The 22329-nt window shown below is 43.2% G+C and carries 18 protein-coding genes; 2 read left to right on the top strand and 16 right to left on the bottom strand.

Features of this window, described 5'->3' with window-relative positions; all coding sequences use genetic code 11:
• Window positions 1–13 precede the first annotated feature (13 nt).
• From hrpA to M917_RS12865, 6 genes are all read right to left on the bottom strand, one after another.
• The gene (hrpA, locus tag M917_RS12885; RefSeq protein ID WP_021815314.1) at window positions 14–4321 is read right to left on the bottom strand and encodes an ATP-dependent RNA helicase HrpA; all 4308 of its coding nucleotides are present in this window, start codon (window positions 4319–4321) and stop codon (window positions 14–16) included.
• 223 nt (window positions 4322–4544) lie between these two features.
• Window positions 4545–4862 carry a hypothetical protein gene (locus M917_RS12880; RefSeq protein ID WP_021815313.1) on the bottom strand — a complete coding sequence of 106 codons (318 nt, stop codon included), beginning with the start codon at window positions 4860–4862 and terminating at the stop codon, window positions 4545–4547.
• 1 nt (window position 4863) lies between these two features.
• The gene (locus M917_RS12875) at window positions 4864–5457 is read right to left on the bottom strand and encodes a DUF1543 domain-containing protein (RefSeq protein ID WP_021815312.1); all 594 of its coding nucleotides are present in this window, start codon (window positions 5455–5457) and stop codon (window positions 4864–4866) included.
• 85 nt (window positions 5458–5542) lie between these two features.
• On the bottom strand, window positions 5543–6073 hold the full coding sequence (locus tag M917_RS12870; protein WP_264629468.1) for a metallophosphoesterase family protein: 531 nt from the start codon (window positions 6071–6073) through the stop codon (window positions 5543–5545).
• Window positions 6036–6338, bottom strand: a complete 303-nt coding sequence (locus M917_RS14560) for a metallophosphoesterase family protein (RefSeq protein WP_021815310.1) — start codon at window positions 6336–6338, stop codon at window positions 6036–6038. The genes M917_RS12870 and M917_RS14560 overlap by 38 nt, the downstream gene beginning before the upstream one ends.
• A 122-nt stretch (window positions 6339–6460) precedes the next feature.
• On the bottom strand, window positions 6461–7882 hold the full coding sequence (locus M917_RS12865; protein ID WP_021815309.1) for an SLC13 family permease: 1422 nt from the start codon (window positions 7880–7882) through the stop codon (window positions 6461–6463).
• Window positions 7883–8260: 378 nt separating this feature from the next.
• Here M917_RS12865 and M917_RS14335 point away from each other — a divergent pair, with 378 nt between their 5' ends.
• Complete coding sequence (locus M917_RS14335) at window positions 8261–8425, top strand: hypothetical protein (RefSeq protein ID WP_021815308.1); 165 nt, start codon at window positions 8261–8263, stop codon at window positions 8423–8425.
• Window positions 8426–8532: 107 nt separating this feature from the next.
• On the opposite strand, the gene M917_RS12860 is transcribed toward M917_RS14335, so the two are convergent.
• Window positions 8533–9228 (bottom strand): YoaK family protein, encoded by a 696-nt coding sequence (locus M917_RS12860; RefSeq protein ID WP_021815307.1) that lies wholly within the window; start codon window positions 9226–9228, stop codon window positions 8533–8535.
• Window positions 9229–9337: 109 nt separating this feature from the next.
• The gene (locus tag M917_RS12855) at window positions 9338–10144 is read right to left on the bottom strand and encodes an enoyl-ACP reductase FabI (protein WP_021815306.1); all 807 of its coding nucleotides are present in this window, start codon (window positions 10142–10144) and stop codon (window positions 9338–9340) included.
• A gap of 326 nt (window positions 10145–10470) precedes the next feature.
• Here M917_RS12855 and folE point away from each other — a divergent pair, with 326 nt between their 5' ends.
• A complete protein-coding gene (folE, locus tag M917_RS12850; protein ID WP_200861771.1) occupies window positions 10471–11067 on the top strand; it encodes a GTP cyclohydrolase I FolE in 597 nt (198 codons plus the stop codon).
• Window positions 11068–11272: 205 nt separating this feature from the next.
• On the opposite strand, the gene msrB is transcribed toward folE, so the two are convergent.
• The 8 genes from msrB to serC form a co-directional block, all read right to left on the bottom strand.
• Window positions 11273–12493 carry a peptide-methionine (R)-S-oxide reductase MsrB gene (gene msrB / locus M917_RS12845; protein ID WP_021815304.1) on the bottom strand — a complete coding sequence of 407 codons (1221 nt, stop codon included), beginning with the start codon at window positions 12491–12493 and terminating at the stop codon, window positions 11273–11275.
• A gap of 139 nt (window positions 12494–12632) precedes the next feature.
• Window positions 12633–13943: an iron-containing alcohol dehydrogenase gene (locus tag M917_RS12840; RefSeq protein WP_021815303.1), complete on the bottom strand. Its 1311-nt coding sequence runs from the start codon at window positions 13941–13943 to the stop codon at window positions 12633–12635.
• A gap of 155 nt (window positions 13944–14098) precedes the next feature.
• Window positions 14099–15769: a dipeptide ABC transporter ATP-binding protein gene (locus tag M917_RS12835; protein WP_021815301.1), complete on the bottom strand. Its 1671-nt coding sequence runs from the start codon at window positions 15767–15769 to the stop codon at window positions 14099–14101.
• A 1-nt stretch (window position 15770) separates the two neighbouring features.
• A complete protein-coding gene (locus tag M917_RS12830; protein ID WP_021815300.1) occupies window positions 15771–16844 on the bottom strand; it encodes an ABC transporter permease in 1074 nt (357 codons plus the stop codon).
• Window positions 16844–17911 carry a microcin C ABC transporter permease YejB gene (locus tag M917_RS12825; protein WP_021815299.1) on the bottom strand — a complete coding sequence of 356 codons (1068 nt, stop codon included), beginning with the start codon at window positions 17909–17911 and terminating at the stop codon, window positions 16844–16846. Before M917_RS12825 ends, M917_RS12830 begins: the two co-directional genes overlap by 1 nt.
• A gap of 212 nt (window positions 17912–18123) precedes the next feature.
• A complete protein-coding gene (gloB, locus tag M917_RS12820) occupies window positions 18124–18903 on the bottom strand; it encodes a hydroxyacylglutathione hydrolase (protein WP_021815298.1) in 780 nt (259 codons plus the stop codon).
• Between the two features lie 77 nt (window positions 18904–18980).
• Window positions 18981–20813: an extracellular solute-binding protein gene (locus M917_RS12815; RefSeq protein ID WP_021815297.1), complete on the bottom strand. Its 1833-nt coding sequence runs from the start codon at window positions 20811–20813 to the stop codon at window positions 18981–18983.
• A 289-nt stretch (window positions 20814–21102) separates the two neighbouring features.
• Window positions 21103–22248, bottom strand: coding sequence for a 3-phosphoserine/phosphohydroxythreonine transaminase (gene serC / locus M917_RS12810; protein ID WP_021815296.1), 1146 nt, complete (start codon window positions 22246–22248; stop codon window positions 21103–21105).
• Between the last annotated feature and the right edge of the window lie 81 nt (window positions 22249–22329).

The raw sequence follows: 22329 nt of genomic DNA, 5'->3' as shown, positions 1-22329 counted from the left end.
ATACTTTCTGATTTTAACCCACCTTATCCCACACTTTACTCAGACGTTTCGGCGATACCGCCATACGAGTTTTCATCGGTTGCGCAAATAATTGAATACGGTACTCCTCCACCATCCAGCGATACTCACTGATGGCTTCTTTGTCCGCACGCCCTGCCAGCCGCTCCATATGTAAATCCAACGCATAGACACCATCAAGGTCAGCATCCAAATTGTGCTCGAGGCGCTCAAGACGTATCTCTAGTGCTTCAAGATAACGCGGATACTGTTGCCAGTGGCTATAATCCATCCGATAAACAAAATCAGCCAAATGCAGATCTTCTAGCTGATCTTCGATATCTTCGATAGATTCACCGAATATCTCACGATCAAGCATCAATAACCCTTGGCGGATACGCTGCCAGCGGGTATAGACGTTTTTGAGCGTTTTTATCACACTTTGTCCCGTCAATAAGAAGTTGCCAGCCACTACTTCCAAAGTTTGCTCATACTCCGCTGGGGTAAAAGGCAATTCTTCAGCCAGACCAACGGCAATGCTATCAGCGCTTTCAGGCAAATCCATACTGTGATCAAACAATACATAGTGTTCTTCAAGCGCCGCATCTAATGCCGCATCAATGACGATGGTTTTAAGCTTTTCCATATCACCGAGTGGCGCAAATGCCAGCTTGAATATATTGTCAATTTGACTGGTTAGCTGTTTTTTCTTGGCACCAAGCTTGCTTTTTATTAAGGTTAAGACACCGATTCGGTGCGCTTGTAATGCTGCATTAACGTCCGTATATTGATGAATCGATACCGCTTCGCCTGCCTCATCAGCGACGAGCGCCGCAAACTGCTTCATCACCACGCCTGCGCTATGATGGTTTTTACTAAAGGCAAAATGCTCAGGAAATTCTGTGTGTACCCCTTGCTGCTCATTTACCGCTTGACTGGTCTCTGAGGCATGACGAATCTGTAGCGTCTGCAAATCACGGCCTTTTTCGATAATACGGTTTTTATCATCGACCACACAGATTTGAGGCTGCAAATAACGATCAATCGTAGCTGGATTAAAATTCTCTGGCGTCACTAATATGATGCCGCGACGGTTTAGCGCTTGGCACAATTGTTTTAGCAACCCCTGGCCAACAGCAGGCTGTAACTCGTCAAACAAGCTATCGGCAGTGTCAGGAATCGGTACAATCTGACGGCGAATATCTTTTGGTAATGACTTGAGTAATTGCAATACCAGCTCAAAGCGCCAACCGGGTACGCCCCAAAGCAGCTCAATCGCATCTAACTGCGGTAATGCAGCAAGTGGCACACGAATGGTCACACCATCGTCATCGCTCGCTGGATCAAAGACATAACGTAATGGTAATTTTAGATCACCCAATTTCCACACTTCTGGAAAATCGCCTGTGGTCGGTGCTTGGCTATTGAGCACGTCATCATCAGTAAAGAATAAATGCTTGGTGTCCGTTTTTTCAACCTCGGCACGCCAGTCTTCAAAGGCTTTGCGACTGGCAATATGTTCAGGGATTTTCTTATCATAAAACTGATACAGTGACTCTTCATCAACCAATAAATCACGGCGGCGTAATTTGTCTTCAATGCGTTCGATGTCGGCGATTTTGTCCATATTATGCTGCAAAAATGGCGCTTGCCGACCCAAATTGCCCGTTACCAAACCATCGCGGATAAAAATTTCCCGTGATTCGCTGAGATTGACTTGTTCATAATTGGTCAGCTGCTTACTGATAATAATAAGACCAAACAAGCTGATCTGAGCATAGGCTTTGACACGGCCGGTTTTTTTCGACCAATGCGGCTCAAAATAGTGATACTTTAACAAGTTGCCTGCTGCTGAAATGATCCATTCTGGTTCAATCTTGGCAACGGTACGCATAAACACTTGCGAGGTTTCGACCATCTCAAACGCCATGACCCAAGGTGGTATTTGTTTAAATACTGTACTGGCTGGGAATATTTTGGCTTTTTGCTGACGAGCTGCTAAATATTCGCCACGATTTTCAGTTTTATGAGCAATAATAGATAACAAGCCTGTTAACAATGCTCGGTGTAAATTGGCATACTTAACAGCGCGCAGTTCTTCATCATCGATTGCTGTAGGGTCGCTGGTCACATTTTCTATAGAGGTACTTTTGTCAGTGCCTTTATCAGCAATTTTTACCTCATTAACATCGGTAAGATTCAGCTCGGTCACCATTTGTACCAATTGCCGATGCGTCTGATGCCATTCACGCACACGCGGAAAGCTCAGATAGTTTTTCTTAGCAAACTGCTTGCGCTGATTACCAGACAACTTATTACCGTCTTCATCTTTTTCAAATAAGGCTTTCCAGAGACTTAAATAGAATAAAAAGTCAGAGTCATCTTGACGGAAGATGGCATGCTTTTGATCGGCTTGGGTGCGTTTATTAGCAGGACGCTCACGTGGGTCTTGTACGGCAAGCGCGGCCACCACAATGAGCATTTCACGAATACAGTCAAAATCAGAGCCAGCAACCAACATACGTGCCAGCCTTGGATCAATTGGCATACGCGCCATTTTTTGACCTGTCGCTGTCAGACTTAGGTGATCAAGTCCTTTTTTAGATTTCGGCTTGCTGGTTTGATTAACAGGAGCGGATTCACTTTTGACCGTAATCGCGCCCAATTCATCAAGCAATTTGTGCCCATCCGTCACCAATCGGCTATCAGGCGGCTCGATAAACTCAAAGTCATCGACACTGCCCAAACGTAAGTTCGCCATCTGTAAAATAACAGACGCCAAATTCGTACGTAAAATCTCAGGCTCCGTAAACTCAGGACGACCACTAAAGTCTTCTTCGCTATAAAGACGAATACAAACACCTGGTGCAACACGACCACAGCGACCTTTACGCTGGTTGGCGGCAGCTTGTGAGATTGCTTCAATCGGTAAACGCTGCACGCGTGAGCGATACGAGTAACGCGAAATCCGCGCAAATCCCAAGTCAATCACATAGCGAATACCGGGGACAGTCAATGCGGTTTCGGCAACGTTGGTCGCGATGACAATCCGTCGACCGCGACCTGATGGCTGAAAGATACGCTGCTGCTCTTCATAGGTTTGCCGTGCAAACAGCGGCAGTACTTCTGTATGCTTGGGGCCATGACGCTCAAGCACTTCTTGTAACTCACGAATCTCAGCTTCAGTCGCCGCAAATATCAAAATATCCGCTTGGTCGGCATGACCTTTATTTTGTGCATCGCTAAAGCATTCTTCTACCGCCGCAACCACTGCGCGAGGCAAATTTTCTTCAAAGTCATCGTAGCTGTCATCGTCCGAGCTGGTCACAGGCTCATCGGTCAGCGGACGATAACGAACTTCTACTGGAAAGCTGCGCCCTTCAACATTAAAGATAGGCGCAGGTACTTGACGTTTTAGCTTAGTATCGTAGCGACTAAAGTATTCACTAAAGCGCTTGGTATCTAACGTGGCTGAAGTAATAATGACTTTTAAATCAGGACGTTTGGGCAGTAACTTTTTGAGATAGCCCATAATAAAGTCAATATTTAAGCTGCGCTCATGGGCTTCATCAATGATAATGGTGTCGTATTTACTTAAGAAGCGATCATGGCCCAACTCAGCCAGCAAAATACCGTCAGTCATGAGCTTAACGACGGATTGCGCTGTGCCTTGCTCATTAAAACGAATCTTGAAACTAACCGTATTACCCAATTGTTCGCCCAATTCTTCTGCAATACGGTTTGCCACACTGCGTGCTGCCAATCTGCGCGGTTGCGTGTGCCCTATTTGCCCCGTGATACCACGTCCTGCCAGCATCGCCAGCTTGGGTAATTGTGTTGTCTTACCAGAGCCGGTCTCACCCGCGACAATGATGACTTGGTTATCAATGATGGCTTGTACTAAGTCTTCTGCCCGTTGACTAACAGGTAAATCAAGGTTTAATTTGGCAGGTAAATCACTCGGAATACTATCCATACGCGCCTGCACTGCTTGCTGTGAGCGAGTTTTTATTTTGTCGTATTGCGCGCGTTTTTTAGTAAGGACATCATCTGCTTTGTCACTTTTGCCTACATTATTATCACTATTATCTTTAGATTTCTTACTAGACACAGCTGCGCGTGCCAACTCTCGCTCAAGACGACTCAGTAAATAGCTGTCTTTGGCAAGCACTGGCAAATCAGTAGTATCATCTATCGAAGATATTCTTTCATTATTTGGTTCAATAACTGAATGCTCATAGTCTTGTAGCGTTGACTTATTTGTATCGTGATTATCCGCTGTAGTAGATTTGTTTAAAGTGTTATTCTTGGAAGTATTGGGCATATTTACTTAGGCTATTTATTATTTGGAAGTGCTTAGATTATGGGGGTAATTTGAGTGTGATTCAAGCGGGTTATTTTTGGTTGCGAACCTACATTTTGTTCCACAACCACTGGGCAATAAAATATCTTTCTTAGATTTAATAAATAGTATTAAATGAAGTAGCCTGGTTATGAACATTGAGTTACATATATTCAAAGCTAAATAGATGGCCTAAATAATAAAGTCAGTCACTACTGGTATAAATGATCTGTTGGCTGGTAGCAGCTCCCTCAAAAAAGGTATGTATTTTCTGTAGTGCCAGCCTAGGAAAAGGAAGATGTAACGAAAGTATTAGTTTTTCAAACGCTACCACCTCATTAGCTAAAGCTCTAGCTGTTTCAGGTTGAATCTGCGGATTATCATAAAGATTGTCAATCAACCACGTCAATTGTGGAAAGTTAACATTATCGTGAATTTGATAAAAGGTGGGTAGTATCTCATCAGAGATTTGGCAGCGCCTTTTGCGAATCATTCCAATTTTGTAGTACATATCTAGTGACATATTACGATAACTTCCTTAAATTCTTAATACTCAAGTATCCCACGTATTCTTTATCTTCACTAGTACTGATACTCTCATTAATTGCATCGCAAATAGGCTCAATCAAAAGCTGAGCGTTTGAGATAAGATCGTTTACGTTGTATATCTCATCTATGTCGACCTCAAACTTATCATCGATATGCGAGGCGGCATTGAAAGATGAGTCTTTATCTTTAAACGTAAACTGCTTATAAAACGCGCTTTGTTTTGCTTGTTTAATAGCAGCTGCCTGACTGGTGGCGACAATAAGTAATTTGTAATGAAATTCTTCAAAGCTGCCCTGCTGATAGCCACCTAAGTTGATAAAGAATAACTTTAAATCTGGATTATTCTCTGTTCGGTTACTTGACTCAACCAAACGAATAGCATAATTGTCTACTCTGGTAATCGCTCGGTACGAATCAATATGCCACTTATTTTTTACTTCAGGCCAGTGACTATTGATATCCGCTATTAGCCCGCTGACATGATTGGCAACGCCAAAAAAAATATCGTGCTGTTCAATCAAACGGCCTTTGGGGCGACCGCCAAGTTGAACCATATATAGCGTTAGCATATTACGCAGTCCTTATTAGCAACTCATCATAGATAGTATTTATTTGATGGCCTTTGTCGCCTTATCCGAAAACATTTTAACAGTATCACAATGACAATACTCGCCCTGTCTTTAAGGCAAATGCCCAATCTTCACGCCCATTTTGTAAAGCCAGTGTTGCCGCGGCTTCATGATCATAAGCCACATTGATATGCTCAGTCTGCCAGCGTTTACCCTGCTGGGTCTCAACATAACTAATAAGGGCGTAATTGGCATGGGGAGAATAGGTTTGCATTTTATGAACAATCGGCAAATCATCTTCATAAGCCGGATAACCAACGCTACCTGTGTTGATAATAGTTTGTCCTGATGACAGCTTTACTGTACGCGGGATATGCGTATGACCACAGATGACAACAGCACTATCAATACCGTCAAGCAATGCCAGGATATCTGCATCACCACGCACTATCGGCTGACCCGTTTCTATATTCTCCAGCAAATACATCATGTCATCAGTTGGTGATCCATGGCATAGATAGACATCTTCACTTAATTGATAATCAAATGGCAAAGAGCGCATCCAGTCCAGCGCCTCTTTAGGCAAATTTTTTGACAATAAGATCCAGCGTTGCATTAGCAGCAATATCCGCTTCAGTCGCCTCATAAATCTGTCTATCCTGATTACCGCAAATGGTAACAATATCGTCTCGGTACGTCATCAGTAGCTTATAAGTTGCCTTAGGAGCAATTGGCCCGTATAAGATATCACCAAGATTGACAACTTGATCGACATCGCGATTTTTGATGTCAGCCATGACGGCTTCAAGAGCAAAGACATTGCTGTGAATATCCGAAATAGCAGCGATTGTATTCAGATGTTTAGTATTAGAGTGCATCATGAGATTTATTTTTCCTTACAAATACATATATCAAAAATAAAAGTGAATAAAAAACCCGATCTCTCAACAGTCGTGAGGAATCGGGTTTTTATTTAACCATAAAATTCTAATAAACAACTTTTTTACAACAAGAAGAAGTAAGCCCATAGACCCACAATAAATGTGGCGATGATATTAAGAATAACACCAACACGTATCATCTCTGTTTGCTTAATCAGACCCGTACCAAACACAATAGCGTTTGGCGGCGTGGCAACAGGTAGCATAAAGGCACAAGAAGCGCCAATACCGATGATAAGTACTAAGACCTCGCTCGGTATACCCATGTGCTCAGCAATTGCCACAAATACAGGTACCAAGAGCGCTGCTGAAGCCGTGTTTGATGCAAACTCTGTCAAGAAAATAATAAAAGCGGAGATCGCAAGCATCACAACCAATAGTGGTGCTGTTTGTAAGCCATTAGCAACCGTCTCACCCAGTACTAATGACGCACCTGATACTTTTAGGATATTCGATAGCGCAATACCGCCACCGAATAACATCAATACGCCCCAATCCGTGTTGTCCGACACTTGTTTCCAAGATACTAGACCCAAACTCACGACCGCCACTGCTGCAAGCAATGCAATAACTGCATCCGTATCTTCGATACCAACTGCAGCACCAATTTGTTTAGAAAGTATCCAACTGACTGCCGTTACAATGAAAACTGTAATTGTCAATATGCGTGTCTTGTTCCAAGGAATGAACTCATCTTGCTCTAGCTTCATAGTACGGTTTAGGTTGGGCTTTAGATACAAATACATCGCACCCAATAATACTGGTAATAGGACCAGCATCATTGGAATACCAAACTTCATCCAATCAACAAACGCAATATCCAAGGCTTTTGCGGCAATCGCATTGGGTGGCGAGCCAACAATCGTACCCAAACCACCCAAACTTGCTGAATAAGCAATACCAAGTAGTACAAATACAAATGTACCGCGGTCTTCTTTACTATCTACTTGCGTTAAAATACCGAGTGCAAGTGGTAGCATCATTGCCGTTGTTGCCGTATTTGAAATCCACATTGACAAAAACGCAGTGACACCAAAAATTAATAATACAGCGGTACTTAGCTTGCCACCTGATAACGATAGAATCTTTAGAGCGATCTTTCTATCAAGCTTTTGTACATGCAATGCGGCAGCCAAGGCAAAGCCACCAAAGAAAAGATAAATAATGGGGCTAGCAAAGCTTTGCAGACCTACTTCAGCATTAAAATCAGGAATGCCAATCAATGTCCCAACCACAACCACTAAGATTGCAGTGATAGTGACGTGTATTGCCTCAGTGAGCCATAGCACACCAATAAAAAATAACAATGCGAGCCCTTTATTGGCACTGACCTCAAATGGTAATACGCTATAAATAATAAAACTAATAATTGCTGCAATGGCGACAACAATCAATCCTTTTCCCGTTCCCTTTGGGAACGTATCCGTAAATAAATACTCGTTACCATCATCAGGCAGATGGCTATCCAGTTTTTTCTCTGACATAAATTATCCTTATCGCATCCAGAGTGAGTATGAAGTCGAAAATTATTGCAACACATACTTGTTATAAAACATCATGATATTCATATAGCGAACATTACGCGCGAAAATATCATATCAGAATAACTTATATATGAATACATTTTGATTAATTTTGTTTTTTTAAGATATCTGTTTGATTCGTTAACAGTAATTACCTCTCGACTTTGTTCGATTTTTCAACAATGGTTCTCTCACCGCTTTGTATGAAGACCCTGATTGATAAAAAATTACATAAAGCCCCTAAACATTCATCATTTGGGACTATACAAGCAAAAACTGATACCACATAATCGAAAGGTTAAATAGAAAATCATCAATAAAAACAAAAGGAATGACGTTATGACAGACGCAAACAAAACTGATGCAACCACCAAAATGGCACCAAAAGATATCAATCAAGATGGTTTGGCCAAAAAAGACCAACAGCGTACTGATGACTCTGCGCTGGATATGATGCAAGGTTTGCACGAACATGAAGACCATAAAGAAGAAGGCAAAAACTAAAACCTTGCCTCAAATTTAAGGTAAAACTATTATTAGATTAAACGTTAAAAGTATCAGCTAAACACATAGCTTTAAAATATAAGATAAAACATGAAAGGCACTTATCACTATGATGAGTGCCTTTCATGTTTTGGCACTCTTTTTTCTGGTAAGTGATCTGAAGCATGGTTATATAAAAATGCTGCCGTCAGTACAATCGCAATCGGTACAAATAAAGCTTCATAACCGACTTTAGCAAATAAGAATGCTCCTACTGTACTGCCTCCGCAAAAACAATACCAAATAATGGCCTGAAAACCTAGTGTGGGTTTACTGATAGGTCGACCTGCCAGCCAATTGCCGATGGCAGCACCCATATCTGACGTTAGCCCTGTCAAATGGGTGGTACGAATAACTGCCCCACTATAAGTTGCCACCATAGCATTCTGTAATCCGCATGCCATCGCTGCTGCTAGCTGTCCCAAATAATCATGCTGCTGATATAACCAATAGCTAATCAACAGCAGTGCTGCTTCTATATATAGGGCGCGTCCGTAGCGGCTTCCCAATTTCAATGAGACTTGTCCTATGATAAAACCGCTCAATATCGCGCCTGCCAAAAAGGACAACAACAGCGCACCGATATACAAAATACTGCGGGTATCTAAGTAGGCAATAGCCGCTGCAAATAAGCTCACATTACCAGTGACATGCGAGACCGACAAATTGGCAAAACCCATCAACGCTGCCGTATTAACACAGCCTGCACTAAAGGCCAGTACCGCGCCGCCCCACAATATCCATCTTGGTAATTTGGTTATCACATCTGTCACCTAAGAGTCGTCTCAAAACAGCGACCAGTATAACCAAAAAAGACAGCCCGTTGGCTGCCATCCTTGTGTCTCAAACTATACAATCAATAATCAAGAGTCATTATTTCGGCTCATCGAGCATCATTAACTGCTCACTGATGGCAACGGTATTAAAACCGGCATCAACAAACATAATCTCACCTGTGATACCAGAAGCCCATGGTGACAGTAAGAACAAAGCGGCATTGCCTACTTCCGTCTGCGTGATATTACGCTGTAATGGCGCAATCTTTTCGCTAATATCAAGCATTTTGCGGAATGATTTGATGCCACTAGCAGCAAGCGTACGGATAGGACCTGCCGAGATGGCATTAACACGAATGCCTTCACCGCCCATAGAGGTCGCAAGATAGCGAACACTGGCTTCAAGACTGGCTTTTGCCATACCCATCACATTATAATTTGGCAATACCGAAATACTGCCTTCATAAGTCAACGTCAACATAGAACCATGACGCATCGCAAGCAACGCACGCGATTCTTTAGCCAATGCGACAAAGCTATAACTTGAGATATCATGTGCGATATGACTGCCTTCACGAGTCGTCGCGTTAACAAAATCGCCATCCAACTGATCCATCGGCGCAAAGCCAATGGCATGTACCACACCATCAATACCATCACCCCAATGTGCAGTCACTTGCTCAAAGCAAGCAGTAATAGAGTCATCCGATGCGACGTCACACTCTAATACCAAATCCGCTTCAAATTTCTCTGCGGCCATATCCACACGTTTTTTGATTTTATCGTTTGGATACGTCAGAATCAATGATGCGCCTTCACGGTGTAGCGCTTCAGCGATTGCCCAAGCGATAGAAAGTTTGCTTGCGATGCCAGTTACGACAAACCGTTGTCCTTGCAGTAGCATAGTGTTTCCTTTTGAATCGAACAAGATTATTTGAATTATAAAATGATCTAGCGTGGTCAGATATGATAGATATCACGTAGTGACCAAATACAAATTAAAAAATAACATTATACACGAATTCATTTAAGTAAACAGTCGTAAACTCTATTCACTTACCGTAGCGCTTAATAACGATTAAACGCTCAACTGCTTGCTACAGCAGTATGAAGTTCAGGAGATTTCAAGTATAATCACAGCCCTTCCAGCTTGCACAATTTTTATAAGAATCCTTACATAATAGGATTTAGCGTTAAGCTACACCCACATTTTGGATGGCTGCCAAACTTATGAGTAACACCCCAATCATAACATCAGATTACCAAGAAAGCGTCGAATCATATCGTCAATTGATTCTCTCAACTGGCGAAGATTTAGAACGTCCTGGTCTTGCAGAGACGCCGCTGCGTGCCGCAAAAGCTTTTGCTCATTTGACCCAAGGCTATCATCAAAGCTTGGACGAAGTCGTCAATGATGCCCTCTTTCCATCGAACAATCGCGAGCTAGTATTGGTACAAAATATTGAATTTTATTCGTTGTGCGAACATCATATGTTGCCTTTTCATGGTGTCGCGCACGTGGGTTATTTGCCCAACGGTCAAGTATTGGGGTTATCAAAATTTGCCCGTATTGTCGATATGTTCGCCCGTCGTTTACAAGTTCAAGAAAATTTAAGCGATCAAGTCGCCCAAACCATTATGGATGTGACTGGCTGCCGCGGTGTTGCCATAGTGATGGATGCGGCGCATATGTGTATGATGATGCGCGGTGTGAATAAGCAACACTCCACCACCCGTACGACATCAATGCTGGGCGAGTTTGTCCATGATAATCAGGCGCGCACTGAGTTTTTGAGCGCGATACCTAGACGTCAACCAGCGTTTTAACGCTTTAAAAAACAATAAATAAAGAAAAAAGGATACTTAGGTATCCTTTTTTTATGCGCATCGTTCAACGTAGCCGTGATTCATACCAATCCCAAAAATCAGAGTAGCAAGAAAAACCAGCGCCTGTACTACGCAGGTAAGCTACACGAGTTTGACACGGCTAATCGTATTTTTTGGTTTGATATAACAAGGTTTAATTGGACGACTATACTTCATCAACCCAATTACCGTAGCCTTCTGCCTCCATTTGCGCCAGTGGAATGAAACGCATCGCTGCTGAATTCATGCAATAACGCTTGCCAGTCGGTGCTGGCCCATCGTCAAACACATGACCCACGTGTGAATCAGCGTAGCGGCTACGAATTTCTGTACGAGTGCCAAATATTCCCCGATCTTCCTTTTCAACCACACTATCAGCGCTCAATGGACGAGTAAAGCTTGGCCAACCAGTTCCGGACTTGTATTGATCCCGAGAAGAATATAGTGGCTCCCCCGAGATCACGTCAACATATAAACCAGGCTCTTTATTATCCCAATATTCATTATCGAAAGCGCGCTCAGTACCGTCTTTTTGAGTGACCTCGTATTGAATGTCACTGAGTGATTTCTTTAGCTCATCCTGCGTCGGCTTCACAAAAGTATCTGGATTAAATCCTGAGCTAGCATTAATGATTGGCGCATTGCTCGATGCTACTTGTTCACCAGTGGCCGTAGTAGGCTTGAATTGACTAAAATCCAGCTCGTAGTTTTTGCCATAGACACTTTCTATAAACTGATAGCGACCAGAATTGAAAGTATAAGCCTTATAGCGCAGTGGGTTCTTTTTGTAATAATCTTGATGATATTCTTCTGCTGGATAAAAAGTGCTGGCAGGTACAATCTCAATCACGACTGGCTTATCATAGACACCAGCGTCTTGTAACGATTGCTTAGCAGCTTCCGCTATCTGCTTTTCTTGCGCATTGTTATAAAAAATTGCAGGACGATACTGCGTCCCGCGGTCTACAAATTGACCTTGATCATCGGTAGGATCTGCCATTCGCCACAATGCCTGAACGATACCATTGTAGGTAATTTTCGTTGGATCATAATATACTTGTGCCGCTTCAGTATGACCCGTACTACCCGCTGACACGGTACTATAAGTTGGATTGGTGGACTGACCACCTGTATAGCCTGAAACCACTTCAACAACACCAGGTATTTTTTCATAACCAGCTTCCACACACCAAAAACAGCCACCAGCAACCGTAGCTACTGCCAAATTTGGATCAGTAGGCGCATAAGGATTATCGACGGGCGTATTTTTCACAATAGAAGTATTTTCGGGAACGGTACAACCAACATAAAGAACACTACTCGCTATGATGACTATACCAACGACTTTGGCCTGTAACTTATAACTCACTGATAATTGGCGTGTCATAAAAAGCTCCTAAAAGTAATGTCATGTAGCCATCGTAACCGTTAGGTATCACTGAAATATTCCTAAATTGTTATATATTGAACGGTTCAAAAAATAAAGCCAATTATCCTTTGGATAATAGACTTTATTTTGTATACAGTTATGCGACCTTATCGCTATTTTTAGCTTGATCTACCTGCTCGTCACTTACCTGCTTAATTTTCATTAAAATCTCTTTTATCTCAGACGCTGATAAATAAGTTGGCACCGCATAAGTATCACTGACTTCTTTGGCAGCGGCTTTGGCAATGCTATCAAAGTCACTAGTTTTCATACCTTTGACAGTCGGATTAATATTTAGAGTTTTAATCAAATCACGTACTTGAGTGATAAAGTTATCGGTTATGTTACTGTCACTACCAATAGTTTGACCCTCTTTTATCATGCCAGTTTTTTTGGCCAAGGACGCCAATCTTTTTTTGCTGGCGTCACGGTTTACATCAAGCACATAAGGCAACACAATAGCGTTAGCGCGACCATGAGGAATACTATAATACGCGCCCAATTGGTGAGCAATCGCATGTACATACCCAAGGCCAGCTTTGTTAAAGGCAATACCACCATAATGCGCTGCAATACCCATCTCTTCTCTTGCTTTTAGATCACTGCCATCTTTATAAGCCAATGGTAAATAGTGCATTACAGATTTGACCGCAGAGGCCGCATAATAATCAGTCTCGACGCTGGCGTTTGCACTCATCCACGCTTCTAATGCATGCGTCAATACATCAATACCAGTGTCTGCCGTAATATGCGCCGGCATTCCTTTCATAATAACAGGGTCGATAGCCGCCGCTAATGGCACTATTCGTGGGTCGATAGACAGAGATTTTTGATGGGTTGTATCGTCTGATACGACCGCGCCAAGCGTGGCTTCTGAGCCAGTTCCAGCAGTGGTAGGAACACAATATAAAGGTACTGAAGGCTTTCTTGCTTTAAGAATACCAATGAGCTTTTTAGGTTGACAGTCATTGCCTTGCGACATAGCAATCATCTTAGCGGCATCAATCACTGAGCCGCCGCCAATAGCGATTATCGAATCGCACTCAGCCTCTAAAGATTGGCGCAGTCCTTCTTCGATTACCTTAAAAGTAGGGTCTGGCGTCACACCATCATAGAGTTTATAGCTGATATTTTTTGCGTCTAGATAATCAGTGACTTTGGCAGGTATACCCAGCTTAGTTAGCACGGAGTCTGTGACGATAAAAACATTGGTATTGCCTTCGCTAATGAGCATGTCGCATAGCGCTTCACAAGAAGTCTCGCCGACAAATAACATAGGTCTTCTGATAGGTATCACATGAGAAAATACTTTTAGCACTTTGGCGCGAGTTTTGGCAACGGCCAAATAACCTGCGTGCTGTAATCCATCTGTACTCATCAATTTAGCAATGCTTTTTTGTTTTTTCATGGGCATAAAATCCTTTTTAGTGATGTGAGTAATAGCAATGACGATCATTTTAATGAGCAAATGATGACTGCCAAAACTTATTGTACCACTGCCATTTTTAGTATGTCGCTATTATTATGAACGGCTATGTTTTGACATTTTTTATGGTGAATAAACTAAACCATGCTTGCTTGCAATAACTGCTTGGCATACGGATGTTGTGGGTTATTGAAAATATCTTCGGTACGTCCTGACTCTACGCACATGCCGTCTTTGAGCACCATAATATGCTGACATAACGCCCGTACTACTTTTAAATCATGACTGATAAAGACATAACTGACGTGCAATTTTTCTTGAATTTCACGGAGTAAGTTAACTACTGTTACCTGCGTGGTACTGTCAAGCGCAGAGGTAGGCTCATCCAATATTAAGAGACTTGGCTTCATGATAAGTGCGCGCGCCAATGCCACACGTTGACGCTGACCCCCTGACAACTCATGTGGATAACGCTGCGCAAACTCAGCTGGCAAATATACAGTAGCCAAACTGTCTATCACTGCTTGCTGCCGCACAGCTTTATCGACGCCTTGTACGAGTAGCCCTTCTTCAATGGTCTGCATAACGGTCATACGCGGATTGATACTGGCAAATGGATCTTGAAAAACCATTTGAATCTGCGAGCGGAACTGGCGTAACTCGCTTTTTGACAATGCTGAAATATCTTGGTCATTGACTACTATCTGTCCACTCACCTGTGCTTGATTACTGAGTAACTGACTAAGCGCAAGTGCAATCGTCGTTTTTCCAGAGCCTGACTCACCAACGATACCCAATGCCTGCCCTTTTTGTAGCGTCATATTGACGTTTTTGATTGCATCGAACCAACGTTTGGTACTACCAAATAAGTTTTTTTCCATTGGAAATCGTACTTGAAGGTTATTTACTTCCAATACTTTTAAATGCTGACTTTGTTCATTGACTGATAAGTTCAACGCCTGCCCAAAATCTTGCTTAATAAGCGTTCGTGTGTATTCTGCTTTAGGTTGGTTAAACACAGTAGCAGTTTGACTTTGCTCAATTGTCTGTCCTTGACGCATCACGATGACCTCATCACTATAACGCCTGACCAGATTCAGGTCATGACTGATTAGTATCATCGCCATATTGTGCTGGCGTTTTAGATCATCTAATAGCGCAAGTATGTCATGTTGCAAGCTAATATCAAGCGCAGTGGTTGGTTCATCAGCAATTAAAACGTCAGGCTGCTGTGCCAATGCCATAGCAATCATCACACGTTGGCGCTGACCGCCTGATAATTCATGCGGATAGCGTTTCAGCTTATCGGCAGGGTCAGTGATGTTGACATCCTCTAACAAAGCGATGCTTTTGTCTCGCCATTGCTTTTTGGGTACACCGCTGAGGCGCAGTGATTCAGCGATTTGCTTGGCAACCGTATGTAATGGGTTGAGTGCTGTCATCGGCTCTTGAAACACCATGCCGATGCGCTGACCGCGAATCGAACGTAATGCGGCATTACGCAGCCTATCATTTGCTATGGGTAGTGCCGCCATTCCTGCTGAGCTTGCCAGCTTCACATCACCACTAATGAGTAAGCTATCTGGGAGCAAGCCTAACAGCGCCAGACTCGCAATTGATTTGCCAGAGCCTGATTCACCAACGATGGCCAAGGTTTGTCCTTGTCTTAACTCATACGAGAGTTTATCGACCAGTTGGATACCTGTGACAGTAGTGATACTGAGCTTATCCACGGTCAGTATTAGCTTATGTGGTGCATTGCTAGGGCTTTCTTTTAGACTGTTATCTTGTACCATAATCTTGGTCATATTAAGAGCGCCTCGGATCAAACGCATCACGTAGTGCTTCGCCAACGAAGATAAGCAATGACAAAATAAAGGTTAAACTAAAGAATCCTGATAGCGCAAGCCACGGTGCATCCAAGTTGTTTTTTCCTTGTACCATCAGCTCGCCCAGCGACGGTGAGCCAGGCGGCAAGCCATACCCCAAAAAGTCTAGCGCCGTTAAGGCTATAATATTCGCAGTGAGGATAAATGGCAGTTGCGACAGGCTTGAGGCCAGCGCATTGGGTAAAATATGTCTAAGCATGATTTGACTGTCCGACACCCCCAGATTACGGGCAGCGCGCACATAATCAAAATTACGGGCACGCAAAAACTCTGCCCGCACCAAACCGACCAATCCCATCCAACCAAACAACAGCATCATGGCAAATAGCATGGTGATACTAGGGCTAAATAAGCTGACTAGGATAATAATCATAAATAGCTGCGGCATACCGCCCCACACCTCCATAAACCGCTGTCCAGCTAAATCCACCCAACCACCATAATACCCTTGCATCGCACCAATGATAATACCAATCAAAGCACCCGCCAGCGTCAAGGCCAGACCAAACAACAATGATACCCGCATACCATAAAGTATTCGCGCCAGCACATCGCGACCCAAATCATCAGTACCCAGCCAATTCTGACTATTAGGCGGTGCTGGATATGGCATGCCCAGCTCAACATTGGGTGTCTGGTCGGCAAACGGAATGGGCGGCATCACATAATAACCCTGATCATTGATTAAGGCTTGCACTGCAGGGTCTTTGTAATTGGTTTCAGTCTCAAAGACGCCCCCAAACGTCGTTTCAGGATAGGCTTTTAAGATAGGAAAGTAATAATCATCTTGATACTGCACCAACAGGGGTTTGTCATTGGCAATCACATTGGCGGCCATACAAATGATAAATATCATCACAAACACAAACAGCGATATCACCCCGAGCCGATTTTGGCGAAAACGCTGTAAACGTGCCTGCCAGATAGGGTTTAAACGGCGTTTTTTTTGTACAAAGACAGCAGGTGATGTTGAGGATACTGGATGACTTGACATTAGCGACCCTCAAAATCAATGCGAGGATCAATTAAGTGATAACTTAAATCACTGATTAGCTGTAATAGCAGTCCTACCAATGTAAAAATAAATAGCGTGCCAAATATCACTGGATAATCACGTTGCTGAATGGCCTCAAAGCCAAGCAATCCCAAACCGTCTAATTTAAAGATAATCTCAATCAGAAAGTTCCCAGCAAAGAAAATTCCGACGATAGCTGCTGGAACACCAGCGATAATAATCAACATCGCATTACGAAACACGTGCCCGTACAAAACCTGACGCTCACCCAACCCTTTGGCACGCGCAGTGAGCACGTACTGCTTACCGAGCTCCTCTAAAAAACTAAATTTGGTCAAATACGTCAAGCCAGCAAAGCCACCAACTGTACTCGCTAAAAGCGGCAAGGCCAAATGCCAAAAATAATCTTTAATCTTACCAAGCGTGCTTAATTGATCGAAATTCTCAGAGGTCAATCCTTGCAGTGGGAAAATATTCCAGTAACTGCCACCAGCAAAAAACACCAATAGTATGACTGCAAAGACAAATACCGGTATCGCATGGCCAATAGCTAGGAGCATGGCGGTGACTTTATCGATCCCTGATCCATGATGCATGGCTTTATAAATACCGAGTGGGATGGCAATCATATAAATGAGCAGCGTACTCCATAGTCCAAGCGAAATTGAAACAGGTAGCTTTTCTATAATCAGATCTGTCACCGATTGCCCTTTAAAAAAAGACTCACCAAAATCCAGCTGCGCATAGTTTTTTAACATGAGCCAAAAACGCTCAGGCGCAGATTTATCAAAACCGTACTGGGCATTGATGGCGGAGACCATCTCCTCCGATAAGCCGCGCGTTCCTTGATAGGTACTATTGCCGCCAGCACTACCTGCACCAATATTACCGCCAAGCGCGTTGTCTTTTGCCCCTTGTTCGATAAGTGCCAGCTGCTGTTCAACTGGGCCGCCTGGGGCTGCTTGTACAATCACAAAGTTTGCCAGCAATATCAAAAAAAGCGTCGGTAATATCAGCAATAACCTTTTTAAGATATAACGACCCATAATGGCGGTTTCCTAAAATATAGTAAGTTCAGTATAAAATGAGTCAGCGGAACTGGTATGCTTATCTTTAAACGAGAAGTTTCGCCGCATCGAGCTGCGAAGACACAGCAAGCAAGAAAAATTTATATCCGTTCAGCCTTGAAATATAATATATCTGTTTTATTTAGAATCGACTATAAAGACAGTTGACAAAGAAAAATATGATTGATCGCTTAAAAGTTGTTTTTCAGCTCACGTAGAGCCGCGAACACAGTCAATGGCTGATCGTCGACCATATTCATTTTAGACTGAACACCAGCTAGCACACTCGGCTCTTGCGTACGCAAAAACACATTTACCGCCCGCTCATGCGCTAAGGTAACTGGCAGTGTCGGCATGCCTTGAGCTGTTTTTTCTGTTGCTTGTAATAATGCCTGTTGCATTGCTTCATTGTCAGGCTCAATAGACAAACCAAAACGTAAATTACTGGCGGTATATTCGTGCGCTGGATACAGTAGCGTTTCAGCTGGCAAGCTGTTTAAACGCTTAAAGCTGTCATACAATCCATCAATTGTGCCCGTAAACACACGGCCACAGCCTGCACTAAATAAAGTATCGCCACAAAAGCAATGTTTTTGCCCATCGATATCTAACACATAGGCCATATGACTGGCAGTATGACCCGATACATCCCATACTTGTGCCGCACAGCCCCAGGCACTTACCGTGCTACCGTCCTTTATCGTCTGATCTTCATCCACATTATGCTCAGCATGTGCAACCAGATGCGTCATGGGATAAGACTCTTGTAACTCCGCAACACCGCCAATATGATCATGATGATGATGAGTGGTCCAAATCGAGGTCAGCTCTAATTCACTCTCTTCTAAATAAGCAATGACAGGCTCAGCTTGACCTGGATCAATGACAATCGCTTGTTTATTATTTTCGTTAATCAATGTCCAAATATAATTGTCGTTAAATGCCTTAATCGGGTGAATACGAATAGTCATATAAAATCCTTACTGGTAGTTGTCTTTATTGCGCGTGCTTTTTATGCAAATGTTTATAGATTACAAATGATGCTTACTTACTTTTTTAAGTACTGATTGACACGTGCTTCTGCTTCTTTATCTGTCCACCAATAGTCAATACCGACAGCGTTGGTAGGCAAGGTTTCGGTATGACGATATTGATCCCAGTAAGCGACATTGGTGCCAGACTTACCGTATAGCGGCACCAAATAATGGCCTGCGCGCAACAAGCGATCTAGCACATGAGTATAAAGAACAATCTCTTGGCGATTTTTGGCGCTACCCAGTTTTTCTACTACCCTGTCAATCACCACATTTTTGATACCGACCGTATTTCTATTGCCAACTTGGTCAGCGGCGTCGCTGCCCCAAAATCCGAACTGCTCTGCGCCCGGTGACAAACTCTGAGCAAATACATCAACCACCATATCATAATCAAAAGTGCGCATACGCTCATAATATTGTGGACTATCCACTTGCCGCAGCGTCGCGTCAAACCCCAAACGTTTTAGATTGCGGATATAAGGTAGCAATACGCGGCCTACGGTTTCGCCCGTCATCAAAATCTCAATGTGCGCACGCTTGCCATTCGGTTGATACAGTTTCATATCTTCATAATAAAACCCAGCATCTAGCAATAACTGCCTTGCCTCTAACAACCCTTGACGATTAAAGCCACTACCATCACTGGTTGGCAGCTGCCATTCGGCTAATACCGCTTGGCGCTGAATCGGCTCAAGCTTGGACAATAATGGACTGAGTACCTTCATCTCGGCAGCAGAGGGCGTCCCTGTTGCAGCCAGTTCCGAACCATGAAAAAAGCTTTGCAAGCGCTCATACTGTCCATGAAACAACGTCTTATTCATCCACTCAAAGTCATACGCGGCGGTCAATGCTTGGCGAACCCGAATGTCTTGGAAGATTGGCTGGCGCATATTCATAACCAAACCTTGCATCGGCACTGGGTTTTGACTGCTTATTGCCTCTTTCTCAATCATGCCAGCCTTGACGGCAGGGAAATTATAGCCTGTGGCCCAATTAGAGGCTTTATTTTCGGGGCGAAAACGATATTGACCAGATTTAAAGCCTTCAAAAGCAATCTCATCACTTTGATAATACACAAACTTAATCATATCAAAGTTATAACGACCGCGATTGACCATTAGATCACGCCCCCAGTAGTTGGGATCACGCACGTAGCTGACCGAACGACCTGCATCGACGCGACCAAGCTTATAAGGCCCACTTCCCATCAACGGCGTCAAGGTGATTTTTTCAAAATCGGCGTCGATAGACGACTTGGCAAATACTGGAAACTGCCCTACTGTTAATAGAATTTCTTTATTGTCATCGGACGTAAAAACAAACTTTACTTGTTGCTTGTTAATAATTTGTACTTCTTGGATATCACCCAGATAACTGCGAATATACATCGGCCCTTTATTTAATAGTGCATCATAAGTCGCTTTGACATCGCTACTGGTCACGGGCGACCCATCCCAAAAACGGGCAGCAGGATTGAGGTGATAGACAATCCAGCTGGTGTCATCCGGATCGTAAGTGACCTTGCTTGCCAACTGCGGATACATGGTAAATGCTTCGTTTAATGAGCCAGTCATCAAAGTATCATACAAATAGTCAGTGCCAACCATAGCTACACCAGTGGTCATCCATTTGTTGGCGCTATTGAAGGTGCCGCGTGCATCTAATGAGAGTGTGCCACCTTTGGGCGCATCTGGATTGGCATAAGGCATATAAGGCGCATTCATATACTCCGTAGGACTGTTATGACCAAGCGCAGTCGTTGTAATAGGCTCGGCAAAACTGACTGGCATCCAGCTGAGGGCAATGGCTAGCAAGACGGTTGGTAGCATGGCATTTTTAATCATAATCAAGTGACAACAACCCCCTGTGCTCAATCAATGGATGTATTAGAGTTTAGCTAATGACTAAAAACTATTGTAAATTATTGACAAATAACTGAAAACGATACGTATCGTAAAATTTCATCATAACAAATTTAGGTTTTTTAACCTAATGGTTTGCCATATTAAGAAAGGCTACGTTTGCGTCTTTAAAACATTTTAACGATAGCCATTTAAAAACCACCAAAAGCCCAATAAAAAAGACGCAACTCTTATGAACGGCGTCTTTTTTATTCTAAACATTTACCTCTATTTAAGCATATTTTTTTTCAAACGCTATCATAAAGTCAACCAATTGCTGTACCCACTCAAGAGGTACGGCATTGTAAATACTAGCACGCATACCGCCAACATCACGGTGGCCTTTTAGGTTCATCAAACCTGCTGCGGCTGACTCTTCTAAGAATACTTTATCAAGGCTACTATCCGCTAAAGTAAACGGTACGTTCATGATAGAGCGGTACTGAGGGGCAACAGGATTACTATAAAAACTACTATCATCAATGGTCTTATAAAGAAGATCTGCTTTTTGCTGGTTAATTTTTCCAATAGCAGCGACACCACCCTGCTCTTCTAGCCAATCAAAAACCAATCCTGCCAGATACCAAGAATACGTCGCTGGCGTGTTCGACATGGATTCTTTTTCGGCCTGATGCTTATAATTCAGCAGCAGTGGACACCACTCACTTGCCTGCCCCAATAAGTCCTCGCGGACGATCACGATAACCAGTCCAGCAGGACCAATGTTCTTTTGTGCGCCCGCATAAATCATTCCGAACTTTGACACATCGATTGGCTGTGACAAAATGCAAGACGACATATCAACGATAATCGGCGCATCGACTTTTGGTGGCTCAAATATCTGCAAGCCATGAATGGTCTCATTGGCACAGTAATGGAAGTATGCGGTATCATCACTCATGTTCCAATCGCTTTGCGCTGGCACATCGGTAAAGTTACTGTCTTTACCAGTCGCGACCATATTCACCTCACCAAGGCCTAAATTGGCATAACGTTTCGCTTCCTTGATGGCTTTATCCGACCAAGTACCAGTCGTCAAATAATCTGCGCGCCCACCATTTAATAGGTTTAACGGAATCGCGGAAAACTGTAAGCTAGCCCCACCTTGTAAGAACAACACTTTATAATTGTCTGGAATCTCCATCAATGAGCGCAGTTTGGCTTCGGCTTTTTCAGTAATTGCTAGGTACTCTTTACTACGGTGACTCACTTCCATCACCGACATACCGCGCCCTTGCCAATCAAGTAACTCTTCTTGAGCACGTGATAACACCGCAGTCGGTATCGTAGCAGGTCCCGCTGAAAAATTGGGTAAGCGATTGGGCGTTGAAGTATTGAAAGTTAGTGTTGTTTTTGTGGATACTGGGTTTGTAGACATGGCTATTATCCTAGATGTGACGGGGTCATCGTTGTGAATTGATACTGAAAAATTAATTATTAAAACAGGTTTGACCATTCT

It is taken from the genome of Psychrobacter aquaticus CMS 56, from assembly GCF_000471625.1.
Lineage (GTDB): Bacteria > Pseudomonadota > Gammaproteobacteria > Pseudomonadales > Moraxellaceae > Psychrobacter > Psychrobacter aquaticus.
Note: the sequence above shows the minus strand (reverse complement) of the source record. Positions and strands in the feature narration are given on the sequence as shown.